This is a genomic window from Streptomyces sp. NPDC006923, from assembly GCF_040635655.1.
Classification (GTDB): domain Bacteria; phylum Actinomycetota; class Actinomycetes; order Streptomycetales; family Streptomycetaceae; genus Streptomyces.
The window spans coordinates 205,954-219,119 of the sequence record NZ_JBEYIF010000012.1; the positions used below are offsets into that span (position 1 = coordinate 205,954).

The window sequence follows — 13,166 nt, forward strand, 5'->3', positions numbered from 1 at the left end:
CGCACGGGCCCGGCCCGATCCGGACGAGGGACACCGCTGCGGCGGGCCGGGTCAGGGGGTCCGGAGGTACTCCGCCAGCTTTCCGAGGAGGCGGGCGGCGCTTTCCAGGTCCCCCGCGGTGTCCGTCAGATCCCCCGCGAGCAGCTTCTCCCGGGGCCCTTCCGCCGGCTCCCCCGGGGCGTCGGCTCCGGGCACGGTCGTGCCCCGGTACCCGGTGGGGGCCTCTCCGGCCGGCCCGTAGTAGCCGATGAAGTCGGACGCGGTGGCCGCGGGAGCCCGGCCGGCACCGGCGTGGAGCCGGACCTGGCTGAGCTGGGTCTCGTGGCCGCCGGCGTTGTCGGTGATGCGCAGCCGGTAGCGGCGGTAGGGCGCGGTGTTGGCGAAGGGGAAGTCCCTCGTCTCGAAGCGGCGTGTGAAGTGCTCGCCGGAACGGGTGTCGAGCGTCGTCCATGTGCTGCCGTCGTGCGAGCCCTGGAACTGCCAGTCCCGGGGATCGCGGCCCGGGGCGTCATTGGCGGAGGTCAGCGAGTACGACGCGACGGCGGCCGGGCGCTGGAGGGTGAAGTCCAGCTCGGCGGTGTCCTCGTGCACCAGCCACTTGCTCCGGGACTTGCGGAGTACGTTGCGCGCGACCTCCCCTCCGGCCTCGAACTCGTCGCTCGCCTCGACATCGACGACCGCGTCGGTGATGTCACGCAGCTCGCCGGGCACGGCATCACCGTCCGCCGTCGCGACGGCGGCGGTCAGGGTGACCGAGGCCGTGTTCCCGCGCCGGTCGCTCCAGGACACCCGCTCCACGGGCGTGGCCCGGCCGTCGTCGAGCAGGATTCGCAGTTCACCGGAGGGACGCCAGCCGCCGTCCTGGCCCTCCTCGGTGGAGAACCGGTGCAGCGGGACGTCCGCCGTGCCGTCGGGATAGGCCCAGCGGTCGGCCAGCGTGCCGCGGAACTCGCCGAGCGCGCCGTCGGCGGCCCGGTAGTGGCCGTGGAAGCCGGACATGTCCGCCCGGAGCGCTATCGCTGTTTCCGCGCCGTCCGTCCCGCGCCAGGAGAGCTGCGCGGGAACCGCCCGGTCGCCCCGGTCGATGTGGAAGAGCAGCCGTGGAGCGGGCTGCCACACGGCGGAGTTGACCGGGCGCTGCTCGGTACCGAACGCGAAGACCGACCGGGTGCTCGCCCTGGCCGCCATGGCGCGCCGGGCCCGGCCGCTGTCCTGGGCGGGGTCCACGGTGATGGCGGTCAGCCGGAGCAGCCCCTCCTCGCCGGCGGGGCCGTGTATCTCCAGGAGGTTGTCGCCCGGCGTCAGCAGTTCTTCCGGGAGGGACAGGACCCGGTCCTGGGGAATGTTGTCTCCGCCGGCCTCGGGAAATGTGAGCCCCTCCGCCACGGCCTTTCCGTTGAGCAGGACGTCCATGGGAACGCTCGCGCCGAGGGTCGTCACGGTGAGGACGGCCCCGGCGATCTCCTCGCGTCCGGCCGTCGTGAAGTCGAGCTTGACGTATCCGTCGGAGTCCAGCGCGAGATGCGAGGGTGCGACCCCGCACCGGTGATGTCCCACGACGGCGTTCGACAGCCGGGCCGGAGTGGTGGAGAAATCCGCGAAGACCGGTTCCATGAGCGTCCCTCAGTGATCGGGCAGTCGTCCTGCGATGGCGATCCGCGGACACCCGCTGTCCTCGGATGCCACGAAGCTATCGGCACCCACTGACATCGCGGGGACGCGAGGACTTGCCGGTCCGGCCCACCCGCCGGCAGCGGCGGAACGCCCTCGCGGCCCGGGGTCCACCGACACCGACCGCACGGGGGCCCGCGGGACGCCCCTCAGCGGGGGCCGAACCTGCGCGTCTTCGAGGAGATCCCGCCGAGCACCCCGCGCGGAGTCAGCTTCGCCGCCGCCACCAGCGCCTTGTACCGGGGATCGGGCACGGACACGGCCTTTCCGCGTGCCAGGTCCGCCAGCGCGACCGGCACCACTTTGTCCGCGTCCAGCCACATCCAGCCGGGGATGGCGTCCGTGTTCATTCCGGCCCGCTCATGGAACTCGGTCCTGACGAAGCCGGGGCACAGCGCCATCAGCCGCACCCCGCTGCCCGCCAGATCCAGCGCCACGCCCTGGGTGAACTGCACGACCCATGCCTTGGAGGCGCCGTAGGTGCCACGGGGCACGAACGCCGCCGTCGACGCCACATTGATGATCCCGCCCCGCCCGCGCGCCTTCATGCCCACGACCGCCGCCGAGGTCAGCCGCAGTACCGCTTCGCAGTGCACCTTCAGCATCGTCAGCTCGTCGGACATCGGGACTTCGAGAAAGCGCCCCTTGTTCCCGAACCCGGCGTTGTTGACCAGCAGATCGACCGGCTGCCTGCGGTCCGAGAGCCGGGTCTCCACCGCCGCGATCCCCTCGTCGGTGGAAAGGTCGGCGGTCAGCACCTCGGCCTCGATGCCGTGCCGGTCGTGCAGCTCGGTGGCCTGGTCCTGCAAGCGCTCGGTGTCGCGGGCGACAAGCACGAGATTGTGCCCGTCCGGCGCCAGCCGCCGCGCGAAGGCGGCGCCGATTCCCGCTGTCGCACCCGTAATCAAAGCAGTCGTCATACGCGGCACGTTAGCGCCTGTGCCAGTGCCCCCGAGGTACCTGGCGCGCGGCGGGAGGGCCCGCCTTCCGCCCGTCCCCGCCACCACGAACCGGCCCGTCGCTCCCCGGCCCTCGTGGTGGAGCGGTCACGGGGGAGGCCGCGCGGCACCGGGCCCCACCCGTACCGTCCCGATGCCACCGTCCGTCACCCTCGGGGGCACCCCGCACGCCGGGCGTTCCGCCCAACACGCCCCGCGTCAGGGCAGTTTCACCGCGCCGGCGCCCGCGCCGAGCCCGGCGGCGTACTCGCGCGCCGTCCTCAGCTCCTCGGGATGCAGTGCCTCACCGGCGGCGAGGAGGCGCGGCAGCAGCTCCCGCTCCAGGGTGACGGCCCGGAAGGACATGGCCACCGTCACGTCGTGCGCGGGCCGGTGGACGATCTCGATCGCGTCGCCCGCGCGGATCTCGCCCGGCGTGATGACCCGCAGATAGGCGCCGGTCACGGCCTGCCGGGTGAAGCGCCGGACCCAGCCCCGCTCGCCCAGCCAGCCCTGGAAGGTACGGCACGGAATCCGCCCGCTCGTCGTCTCCAGCACCACGTCCTGACCGATCCGCCAGCGCTCACCGATCTTCGCGCCGGTGATGTCGAGTCCGGAGGTGGTGAGATTCTCGCCGAAGGCGCCATTGGCCAGCGGCCGTCCCAGCTCCCGCTCCCAGAAGTCCAGGTCCTCCCGCGCGAAGGCGTACACGGCCTGGTCGCTGCCGCCGTGGTGGCGCAGATCGCAGACCGTGTCCCCGGCGACACCGCTCGCGCCCTCCCCCTTGGGGCCGGGATCCGCCACCCGGACGGGACCGTCGGCCGGCCGCTTGTCGATTCCGGTGGCGCCACCCGGGGCATCGCTGTACTCCACGGTCCTGGGCCGGCCCACATTCACGGTCAGAAGCTTCATGAGCGGCACGATAGCGCCCGCCCCCAAAGGAAGGACCGCTGATTGGCGGCCCGTCCCAAGACACACTTATGGTGAGTCGGTGATCGAAGCACGCCATCTCCGTGTTCTGCGCGCCGTGGCCGGCACCGGTTCCTTCTCGGCGGCCGCGCGCGAGCTGGGCTGCACACAGCCCGCCGTCAGCCAGCAGATGAAGGCGCTCGAATCGTCCGCGGGCACCCCGCTGATCGTCCGTACCGGCCGTGAGATGCGGCTGACGCAGGCCGGCGAGGTGCTCGTACGGCACGCGACGGGCATCCTCGCCGGACTCGTCGCGGCGGAGGAGGAGATCGCGGCCATCGCCGGGCTGCGGGCCGGCCGGGTGCGCCTGGTGTCGTTTCCGAGCGGCAGCTCCACCCTGGTTCCCACCGCGCTGGCCGCCCTGCGCGCGGCCCATCCGGGCACCCGGGTCTCCCTCGTCGAGGCCGAACCGCCCGCGTCCGCCGAGCTGCTGCGCGGCGGCGACTGCGATGTGGCTCTCGCGTTCCGGTACGGCGGCTCCGCCGCGGAGTGGGACGACCTCGTCGTACGTCCGCTGCTCGTGGACCGCCTCGTCGGCCTGGTCCCGGAGGGGCACCGGCTCGCGGACGCGGGGAAGACCGCCCTGGAGGAGCTGGCCGAGGAGTCGTGGATCGCGGGCTGTCCGCGCTGCCGTACGCAGCTTGTCGACGCCTGCGAGACGTCGGGGTTCACGCCGCGGATCGACTTCGCGACGGACGACTATCCGGCCGTGATCGGCCTGGTGGCGGCGGGGCTCGGGGTGGCGATGCTGCCGGAGCTGGCGCTGGAGTCGGTACGGCCCAAGGGCGTCAGGACGCTCACGGTCGAGCCGCCGGTCCACCGGGAGATCGTCGCGCTGACCCTGCCGGACCTGGCGAGGGTCCCGGCCGTGGCGGCCACGCTGGACCACCTGGTCCTGGCCGCCGCGCGCTGACGGCGCACGCGGCCCCGAGGCCGGTGTTCGCCGACGCCTGTCTTCTCACCGCTCGGCACTCAGCTACCTTCGGGCGAGAAGCATGAACGTTTCTTCTCTTCTGGCGTCAGTCGTTCGTATGGTCGTCGGGGCCGGTGCCCGGGCCGGTTGTCGACGCCGTGATCAGCCGGGTCCGCGCCCGCCCCATCAACTCTTCGCGTTCGTCCTCCGTCAGTCCGCCCCACACGCCGTACGGCTCCCGCACCGCCAGGGCGTGCGCCGCGCATTCCGCGCGGACCGGGCATCGCATACACACCTCTTTCGCCGAGTTCTCACGCGCGCTTCGTGCCGCGCCCCTTTCCCCCTCCGGGTGGAAGAAGAGCGAACTGTCCACACCGCGACAAGCCGCCAGGAGCTGCCAGTCCCACAGATCTGCGTTCGGTCCGGGAAGGCGGGAGAAATCTGCCATTGCTCATGTCCCCTTGAAACCGTGCTGAGGCGGATACGGGCCGCTTGGACGCCGGGCACGAGCCCGACGCGCTACCGCACCGGTGCTCACGACGGTACATCTACTGTGTAAGTAGATGTAAATATGACTCATTGCGAATCTAGCCACAGACACCAGCAAAAGGGAAGAAAAGCCGCTAAATGGGGCATAGCTCTGAGTGAACCCCGGGCGACCCGCGTCGCTCTTCTCTGTGCGCGACCCCTCACAGCGAGTGGCGAACTCGCTCGCGCGACCCGTAACTCTTTCGAGTGACCGTCGTTGAGTGTGCGAGGCGGTTGAGAGAACGAGGCACTCGGGCACACGTCCGAGGGCGTCAATCGCCCAGGTGACGATATGTACCCAGCCTGGAGGCTCAAGGTGACGCGCATTAGCTGCGGAGGACGGTCATGACATCCGTCCTCGTCTGCGACGACTCCCCGCTTGCCCGAGAGGCGCTCCGCCGCGCGGTCGCGACCGTGCCCGGTGTCGAGCGCGTGACCACCGCGGCCAACGGCGAGGAAGTCCTCCGCCGCTGGGGCGCCGATCGTTCCGACCTGATTCTGATGGACGTACGCATGCCGGGGCTGGGCGGAGTCGAGACGGTCCGCCGGCTGCTCTCCGCCGACCCCGGCGCCCGGATCATCATGCTCACGGTCGCGGAAGACCTGGACGGCGTCGCGCTCGCGGTCGCCGCGGGTGCTCGTGGCTATCTGCACAAGGACGCCTCGCGCGCCGAGCTGCGGGCCACCGTCACCCAGGCGCTCGCCGACCCGACCTGGCGGCTCGCGCCGCGCAGACTGCGTTCGGCGGAGATGGGCGCTGCTCCCACGCTCACCGCGCGGGAGATCCAGGTGCTCGAAGGCATGAGCCACGGCCGCTCCAACGCGGAGATCGGCCGTGAGCTCTTCCTCTCCGAGGACACGGTCAAGACGCACGCCCGGCGGCTCTTCAAGAAGCTCGGCGCCTCCGACCGCGCGCACGCCGTGGCGCTCGGTTTCCGCTGGGGCCTGGTCCGCTGACACGACGGCCCGTACCCCCGCCCGCCGCGAGGCGGGCGGGGCAACGTACGCCCGTACGCAACCGTTTCCCGGCCGATGCCGCATCCTTGAGTTGTGGAGTTCCTCGGGGACGAGTCGGACGAGCGCGAGGGGAGGGCGCAGGGGATGAGTTCTGCCGCACCCGCTCATAACGCTTCGGTGCACAACTACGGACGCGGTACCGCCAATCAGCAGCCGCCAAGGCACCATGGACCGATGCGCGACGACGAGACCACGGTGATCGGTGCGCTCGTTCACCGTGCCGTCGATGGCGATGAACAGGCCACGCACGATCTCCTGGCCCGTGTTCATCCACTCGCGTTGCGCTATTGCCGCACGCGGCTGAACCGGCTGCCCGGTGACGCGCGGCACTTCGTGGAGGACCTCGCGCAGGAAGTCTGTGTCGCGGTCCTGATGGCCCTGCCGCGCTATCGCGACACCGGCCGGCCCTTCGAGGCGTTCGTCTTCGCCATCGCCGGACACAAGGTCGCGGATCTCCAGCGGGCCGCCATGCGGCACCCGGGATCCACGGCCGTGCCGTCCGACGAGATGCCGGAGCGGCCGGACGACTCGCTGGGCCCGGAGGAGCGCGCCCTGCTCAGCAGTGACGCCGAGTGGGCCAAGAAGCTGCTCGCCAATCTGCCGGAGAACCAGCGCGAACTGCTGGTGCTGCGGGTCGCGGTCGGCCTGACCGCGGAGGAGACGGGCCAGATGCTGGGGATGTCCCCGGGAGCGGTCCGGGTCGCGCAGCACCGCGCGCTCAGCAGACTGCGGGCGCTGGCCGAGCAGTGATCCGGCCGGGGCCGGCACCGCTCGGTCACCGGCACCGGCCGGTGACCCGGGCGGCCGCCGCCGACGTACGAACGTACAAAGCCAATCGGTGATCTTCATCGTGGAATGAGAGGACCGTGGAGCCCGTTAGCATGGACATCCGCACCGATCAAGGCCATTTGGGAAGGGTGTCATGACTGCAAACGTCGACGGAGTGCCCGAGAAATTCGCGACGCTCGGGCTGACATACGACGACGTGCTGCTGCTCCCGGGCGCCTCGGAAGTGCTGCCGAACCAGGTGGACACCTCCTCCCTGGTGTCCCGGAACGTCAAGGTGAACATCCCGCTGCTCTCCGCCGCGATGGACAAGGTCACCGAGGCGCGCATGGCGATCGCCATGGCACGGCAGGGCGGCGTCGGTGTTCTGCACCGCAATCTCTCCATCGCCGACCAGGCCAACCAGGTCGACCTGGTGAAGCGCTCCGAGTCCGGCATGGTCACCGACCCGATCACGGTCCACCCGGACGCCACGCTCGCCGAGGCCGACCAGCTCTGCGCGAAGTTCCGGATCAGCGGTGTCCCCGTCACCGACCGCGCGGGCAAGCTCCTGGGCATCGTCACCAACCGGGACATGGCCTTCGAGGCGGACCGTACGCGCCAGGTGCGCGAGGTCATGACCCCGATGCCGCTCGTCACCGGCAAGGTGGGCATCTCCGGCGTGGACGCCATGGAACTGCTGCGCCGCCACAAGATCGAGAAGCTGCCGCTCGTCGACGACGCGGGCATCCTCAAGGGCCTCATCACCGTCAAGGACTTCGTCAAGGCGGAGAAGTACCCGAACGCGGCCAAGGACGCGGAGGGCAGGCTGCTGGTCGGCGCCGCCGTGGGGGCCAGCCCCGAGGCGCTGGAGCGGGCCCAGGCGCTGGTCGCGGCCGGTGTCGACTTCCTGGTCGTGGACACCTCCCACGGACACAACAGCAACGCGCTCAACTGGATGTCGAAGATCAAGTCGAGTGTCCCCGTGGACATCATCGGCGGCAATGTGGCCACCCGTGACGGCGCGCAGGCGCTGATCGACGCGGGTGTGGACGGCGTCAAGGTCGGTGTCGGGCCCGGTTCGATCTGTACCACCCGGGTGGTCGCCGGTATCGGCGTTCCGCAGGTCACGGCGATCTACGAGGCCGCGGTGGTCTGCCAGGCGGCGGGCATCCCGGTCATCGGCGACGGCGGCCTCCAGTACTCCGGCGACATCGGCAAGGCGCTCGCGGCCGGGGCCAGCACCGTGATGCTCGGCAGTCTGCTGGCGGGCTGCGAGGAGTCCCCGGGCGAGCTGCAGTTCATCAACGGCAAGCAGTTCAAGTCGTACCGGGGCATGGGCTCGCTCGGTGCCATGCAGTCCCGTGGCCAGGGCCGTTCGTACTCGAAGGACCGTTACTTCCAGGCCGATGTGTCCTCGGACGACAAGCTGGTCCCCGAGGGCATCGAGGGCCAGGTGCCCTACCGCGGCCCGCTGGCGGCCGTGCTGCACCAGCTCATCGGCGGCCTGCGCCAGACCATGGGGTATGTGGGCGCGGCCTCCATCGACGAGATGGAGCGCAAGGGCCGGTTCGTCCGGATCACCGCGGCCGGCCTCAAGGAGAGCCACCCGCACGACATCCAGATGACGGTCGAGGCGCCGAACTACAACCAGCACTGAGTGTGAGCGTCCGTGAGGGGCGGTCCCGGGCTTCCGGGACCGCCCCTCACCGCTGTGCGCGACACCTCCCGGCCCGGGATACGGGCGCCGGGGACGCACCCCGGGACGCGGGCGTCGGGGATACTGGGACCGCAGACGTAGAGGGAAAGGCCACACATCGTGACTGAGATCGAGATCGGGCGCGGCAAGCGCGGCCGCAGGGCGTACGCCTTCGACGACATCGCCGTCGTCCCGAGCCGGCGCACCCGGGACCCGAAGGAGGTCTCGATCGCCTGGCAGATCGACGCCTACCGGTTCGAGCTGCCGTTCCTGGCCGCTCCGATGGACTCCATCGTCTCTCCGAAGACCGCGATCAGGATCGGTGAGATGGGCGGTCTGGGGGTGCTCAACCTGGAGGGCCTGTGGACCCGTTACGAGGACCCGCAGCCGCTGCTCGACGAGATCCGCGGACTGGACGAGGCGAGCGCCAACCGCCGGCTCCAGGAGATCTACGCCGAACCGATCAAGGAAGAGCTGATCGGGCAGCGCATCAAGGAGGTGCGGGACTCGGGCGTGGTCACGGCGGCCGCGCTCTCACCGCAGCGCACCGCGCAGTTCTCCAAGGCCGTGGTGGACGCCGGGGTCGACATCTTCGTCATCCGCGGCACGACGGTCTCCGCGGAGCATGTCTCCGGGGCCGCGGAGCCGCTGAACCTCAAGCAGTTCATCTATGAGCTGGACGTGCCGGTCATCGTCGGTGGCTGCGCCACGTACACCGCCGCTCTGCACCTGATGCGTACGGGCGCCGCGGGCGTGCTGGTGGGCTTCGGCGGCGGCGCCGCGCACACCACCCGCAATGTGCTGGGCATCCAGGTCCCGATGGCGACCGCCGTCGCGGATGTGGCGGCGGCCCGGCGGGACTACATGGACGAGTCCGGCGGCCGGTATGTGCATGTCATCGCGGACGGCGGGGTCGGCTGGTCCGGGGATCTGCCCAAGGCGATCGCGTGCGGCGCGGACTCGGTGATGATCGGCTCTCCGCTGGCGCGGGCGACGGACGCGCCGGGCAAGGGACACCACTGGGGCATGGAGGCGGTCCACGAGGACGTCCCGCGCGGCAAGCTGGTGGACCTGGGCATCGTCGGGACGACCGAGGAGGTCCTGACGGGCCCCTCGCACAGCCCCGACGGATCGATGAACTTCTTCGGCGCGCTGAAGCGGGCCATGGCGACGACGGGCTACAGCGAGCTCAAGGAGTTCCAGCGCGTCGAGGTGACGGTGGCGGACTCGCAGCACCGCCGCTGACCCCCGCGTGCCCGAGGTGCCCGGACCGGATGTGCCGGTCCGGGCACCTCGCGCGTATCACCCGTGATCAAGGCCGGTCAGAGCCGGTACGCGGCTCCCGCCGGACTCGCGCCCCGGGTGTCCAGCAGGAGTTGCGCCTTCACCGCGAGGCCCTGGAGGTCATACGTGCGGTGGGCCTGGAGCAGGACCGTCAGATCGGCGTTGGCGGCGGCCTCGTACAGCGAGTCCGCGCGCGGCACGGGCAGGTCGCGGACGCGCCAGTCGGAGACATACGGATCGTGGTAGCTGACGGCCGCGCCGAGATCCATCAGCCGGGAGGCGATCTCGGTGGCCGGTGAGCTCTCCTGGTCGGCGAGGTCCTGCTTGTAGGTGACGCCGAGGAGCAGCACCCGGGCGCCCCGCGCGGATTTCCCGTGCTCGTTGAGGAGGGTCGCGCAGCGCTGGATGACGTACTGCGGCATCCGCGTGTTGATCTCCTGGGCGAGGCCGACCATCCGCAGCGGATGACCGGGAGTGCGGCCCGCCTGCGGCAGATAGCTGGGGTCCATCGGTACGCCGTGGCCGCCGACGCCGGGGCCGGGGCGGAACGCCTGGAAGCCGAAGGGCTTGGTCTCCGCGCAGCGGATGACGTCCCACAGGTCGACGCCGAGGTCGTGGCAGAGCACGGCCATCTCGTTGACGAGCGCGATGTTCACATGCCGGAAGTTGGTTTCGAGGAGCTTGACGGTCTCGGCCTCGCGCGGGCCGCGCGCCCTGACCACCTTGTCGGTGAGGCGGCCGTAGAAGGCGGCGGCCGACTCGGTGCAGGCCGGTGTGAGACCGCCGATCACCTTGGGGGTGTTGGCGAAGCCATGGGTGCGGTTGCCGGGGTCGAAGCGGCCGGGGGAGTAGGCGAGATGGAAGTCGCGTCCGGCGCGCAGGCCCGAGCCCTCCTCCAGGAGGGGGCGGAGGAAGTCCTCGGTGGTGCCGGGCGCCGCCGGTGATTCCAGCAGCACGGTGGTGTGCGGGCGCAGCCGGGCGGCCAGCGCGCGGGCCGCGTCGCCGATCGCGGTCAGATCCGGGGTGCGGTCGGCGCCCAGCGGGGTCGGCGCGCAGATGACGGCGGTGCGGACGCGGCCCAGCTCGGTCGGGTTGGTGGTGGGCCGGAAGCCGCCCGAGAGCATCCTGCGGATGTCGGAGGCGCTGAGCGGTCCGTCGACCGGGGTGTGGCCGGCGGCCAGCCCCGCGACGGCGCGGTGGTCGGTGTCGTAGCCGATGGTGTCGATGCCGGCGGCCACGGCGGCCTGGGCGAGGGGCAGGCCGAGGTGGCCGAGTCCGATGACGGCGAGATCTGCGGGCACGGCGGTGGCCGTCCTTCCCGTAGCCGGAGTGGACAGTGAGCGCAACCCGGGTGGACAGAACGGGCGATGCGCAATGTCAGACTAGGAGTAAATATGACCGTTCTGTGGTATTGCGCGGCCGATGAAGGGCTGTTTATCGGGGAATCGGCCCAATCCTTGTCGTCTCCTGTCGTCCCCCGTTGCCGGCCGGTGTTATCCACAGGCAGTGGCTGAAGTCGTGGAGTACGGACAGAATCGATCTGTGAGCCCGACCACACGGGGGATGACGGGAGGCAGCGGTGAGGACAGCGACACTGGGACCCGCGGAGCGCGGCCAGGCGCTCGCGGCGATGGCCGAGGGTGAACTGGACGTGCTGGTCGTGGGCGCGGGCGTGGTCGGAGCGGGGACCGCTCTCGACGCCGCGACCCGCGGCCTGGCCACCGGACTCGTGGAGGCGCGCGACTGGGCCTCCGGCACATCGAGCCGGTCGAGCAAGCTGGTCCATGGCGGTCTGCGGTATCTGGAGATGCTGGACTTCGCGCTGGTGCGGGAGGCGCTCAAGGAGCGGGGCCTGCTGCTGGAGAAGCTGGCGCCCCATCTGGTGAAGCCGGTGCCCTTTCTGTATCCGCTGCGGCACAAGGGCTGGGAGCGGCTCTACGCCGGCGCGGGGGTCGCGCTGTACGACGCGATGTCCGTGTCGTCGGGGCATGGGCGCGGGCTGCCGGTGCACCGCCATCTCACGCGCCGGCAGGCGCTGCGGGTGTCGCCGTGTCTGAAGAAGGAGTCGCTGGTCGGCGCGTTGCAGTACTACGACGCGCAGATGGACGACGCGCGCTATGTGGCGACCCTGGTCCGTACGGCGGCGACCTATGGCGCGCGGGTGGCCAACCGGGCGCGGGTCGTCGGCTTCCTGCGGGAGGGTGAGCGGGTCGTCGGCGCGCGTGTGCAGGACGTGGAGGCGGGCGGGGAGTACGAGATCCGCGCCAAGCAGGTCGTCAACGCCACCGGCGTGTGGACGGACGACACCCAGGCGCTGATCGCTGAGCGCGGGCAGTTCCATGTCCGGGCCTCGAAGGGCATCCATCTGGTCGTGCCGAAGGACCGGATCCACTCCACGACGGGGCTGATCCTGCGGACCGAGAAGTCGGTGCTCTTTGTCATCCCCTGGGGCCGGCACTGGATCGTGGGCACCACCGACACCGACTGGGATCTGGACAAGGCCCATCCGGCCGCCTCCAGCGCGGACATCGACTATCTGCTGGAGCATGTGAACTCCGTGCTGTCCGTGCCGCTGACCCGGGACGACGTGCAGGGGGTGTACGCGGGGCTCCGGCCGCTGCTGGCCGGGGAGTCCGACGCGACCAGCAAGCTGTCGCGGGAGCACACGGTCGCCCATCCGGTGCCCGGCCTGGTGGTCGTCGCTGGAGGCAAGTACACGACCTACCGGGTGATGGCCAAGGACGCGGTGGACGAGGCGGTGCACGGCCTCGACCAGCGGGTGGCCGACAGCGTCACGGACGAGGTGCCGCTGCTCGGCGCCGAGGGCTATCCCGCCCTGTGGAACGCGCGGGCCGGGATGGCGGCGCGCACCGGCATCCATGTGGTCCGGGTGGAGCACCTCCTGAACCGCTACGGCACGCTCGTCGGGGAGCTGCTGGAAATGATCGAGGCGGACCCGGGCCTCGGCGAACCGCTCGCGGCGGCCGACGACTACCTGCGCGCCGAGGTCGTGTACGCCGCCTCGCACGAGGGGGCCCGCCATCTCGACGATGTGCTGACCCGGCGGACCCGGATCTCCATAGAGACGTTCGACCGGGGGACCCGCAGCGCGCGGGAGGCCGCCGAGTTGATGGCTCCGGTGCTGGGCTGGGACCAGGACCGGATCGACAGGGAGGTCGAGCACTACCAGAAGCGGGTGGAGGCGGAGCGGGAGTCGCAGCGGCAGCCGGACGACCAGACGGCGGACGCGGCGAGGCTCGGAGCGCCGGACATCGTGCCGATCTGAGCACCCGGGCGCGGGGGGGGGGGCCGGGGGGGGCCCCCCGGGGGGGGGGGCGGGGGGGCGCGCGGCGGGGGGGGCGGGGCCCAGGCAGGGGGGGGT

General features: G+C 71.1%; 11 protein-coding genes. 6 read left to right on the forward strand and 5 right to left on the reverse strand.

Translation table 11 applies throughout. From position 1 onward, the window contains the following. Nucleotides 1-51: 51 nt before the first annotated feature. The 3 genes from ABZ707_RS24315 to ABZ707_RS24325 all read right to left on the reverse strand — a co-directional run bounded on the left by ABZ707_RS24315 (nucleotide 52) and on the right by ABZ707_RS24325 (nucleotide 3,521). Nucleotides 52-1,614 carry an alpha-1,2-mannosidase gene (locus ABZ707_RS24315; RefSeq protein WP_360178673.1) on the reverse strand — a complete coding sequence of 521 codons (1,563 nt, stop codon included), beginning with the start codon at nucleotides 1,612-1,614 and terminating at the stop codon, nucleotides 52-54. A gap of 206 nt (nucleotides 1,615-1,820) precedes the next feature. Next, nucleotides 1,821-2,591, reverse strand: coding sequence for an SDR family oxidoreductase (locus ABZ707_RS24320; RefSeq protein WP_360178676.1), 771 nt, complete (start codon nucleotides 2,589-2,591; stop codon nucleotides 1,821-1,823). Between the two features lie 237 nt (nucleotides 2,592-2,828). Further along, on the reverse strand, nucleotides 2,829-3,521 hold the full coding sequence (locus tag ABZ707_RS24325) for an MOSC domain-containing protein (protein ID WP_360178679.1): 693 nt from the start codon (nucleotides 3,519-3,521) through the stop codon (nucleotides 2,829-2,831). Nucleotides 3,522-3,600: 79 nt separating this feature from the next. On the opposite strand from ABZ707_RS24325, the gene ABZ707_RS24330 reads away from it, so the two are divergent. Beyond that, complete coding sequence (locus ABZ707_RS24330; RefSeq protein WP_360178682.1) at nucleotides 3,601-4,491, forward strand: LysR family transcriptional regulator; 891 nt, start codon at nucleotides 3,601-3,603, stop codon at nucleotides 4,489-4,491. Between the two features lie 106 nt (nucleotides 4,492-4,597). Here ABZ707_RS24330 and ABZ707_RS24335 read toward each other — a convergent pair whose 3' ends face one another. Then, nucleotides 4,598-4,939 carry a WhiB family transcriptional regulator gene (locus ABZ707_RS24335; protein ID WP_360178685.1) on the reverse strand — a complete coding sequence of 114 codons (342 nt, stop codon included), beginning with the start codon at nucleotides 4,937-4,939 and terminating at the stop codon, nucleotides 4,598-4,600. A gap of 425 nt (nucleotides 4,940-5,364) precedes the next feature. Between ABZ707_RS24335 and ABZ707_RS24340 the strand changes: the two genes are divergently transcribed. The 4 genes from ABZ707_RS24340 (at nucleotide 5,365) to ABZ707_RS24355 (ending at nucleotide 9,745) form a co-directional block, all read left to right on the forward strand. Then, nucleotides 5,365-5,976 (forward strand): response regulator transcription factor, encoded by a 612-nt coding sequence (locus ABZ707_RS24340; protein WP_003948568.1) that lies wholly within the window; start codon nucleotides 5,365-5,367, stop codon nucleotides 5,974-5,976. Between the two features lie 234 nt (nucleotides 5,977-6,210). Next, complete coding sequence (locus tag ABZ707_RS24345) at nucleotides 6,211-6,786, forward strand: sigma-70 family RNA polymerase sigma factor (protein ID WP_030351487.1); 576 nt, start codon at nucleotides 6,211-6,213, stop codon at nucleotides 6,784-6,786. 172 nt (nucleotides 6,787-6,958) lie between these two features. Further along, nucleotides 6,959-8,461 carry an IMP dehydrogenase gene (gene guaB / locus ABZ707_RS24350; RefSeq protein ID WP_360178689.1) on the forward strand — a complete coding sequence of 501 codons (1,503 nt, stop codon included), beginning with the start codon at nucleotides 6,959-6,961 and terminating at the stop codon, nucleotides 8,459-8,461. A 159-nt stretch (nucleotides 8,462-8,620) separates the two neighbouring features. Further along, complete coding sequence (locus ABZ707_RS24355; RefSeq protein ID WP_360178692.1) at nucleotides 8,621-9,745, forward strand: GuaB3 family IMP dehydrogenase-related protein; 1,125 nt, start codon at nucleotides 8,621-8,623, stop codon at nucleotides 9,743-9,745. Nucleotides 9,746-9,822: 77 nt separating this feature from the next. Here ABZ707_RS24355 and ABZ707_RS24360 read toward each other — a convergent pair whose 3' ends face one another. Next, entirely contained in the window at nucleotides 9,823-11,085 is a 1,263-nt protein-coding gene (locus ABZ707_RS24360; protein ID WP_360178695.1) for a nucleotide sugar dehydrogenase, read from the reverse strand. A gap of 278 nt (nucleotides 11,086-11,363) precedes the next feature. Between ABZ707_RS24360 and ABZ707_RS24365 the strand changes: the two genes are divergently transcribed. Further along, a complete protein-coding gene (locus tag ABZ707_RS24365; RefSeq protein ID WP_360178698.1) occupies nucleotides 11,364-13,070 on the forward strand; it encodes a glycerol-3-phosphate dehydrogenase/oxidase in 1,707 nt (568 codons plus the stop codon). Nucleotides 13,071-13,166 lie beyond the last annotated feature (96 nt).

Coding starts and splice junctions, on each gene's coding strand:
- ABZ707_RS24320 (WP_360178676.1), bottom strand. CDS start 2,591: ATGACGACTGCTTTGATTACGGGTGCGACAGCGGGAATCGGCGCCGCC.
- ABZ707_RS24325 (WP_360178679.1), bottom strand. CDS start 3,521: ATGAAGCTTCTGACCGTGAATGTGGGCCGGCCCAGGACCGTGGAGTAC.
- ABZ707_RS24345 (WP_030351487.1), top strand. CDS start 6,211: ATGCGCGACGACGAGACCACGGTGATCGGTGCGCTCGTTCACCGTGCC.
- ABZ707_RS24340 (WP_003948568.1), top strand. CDS start 5,365: ATGACATCCGTCCTCGTCTGCGACGACTCCCCGCTTGCCCGAGAGGCG.
- ABZ707_RS24335 (WP_360178685.1), bottom strand. CDS start 4,939: ATGGCAGATTTCTCCCGCCTTCCCGGACCGAACGCAGATCTGTGGGAC.
- ABZ707_RS24315 (WP_360178673.1), bottom strand. CDS start 1,614: ATGGAACCGGTCTTCGCGGATTTCTCCACCACTCCGGCCCGGCTGTCG.
- guaB (WP_360178689.1), top strand. CDS start 6,959: ATGACTGCAAACGTCGACGGAGTGCCCGAGAAATTCGCGACGCTCGGG.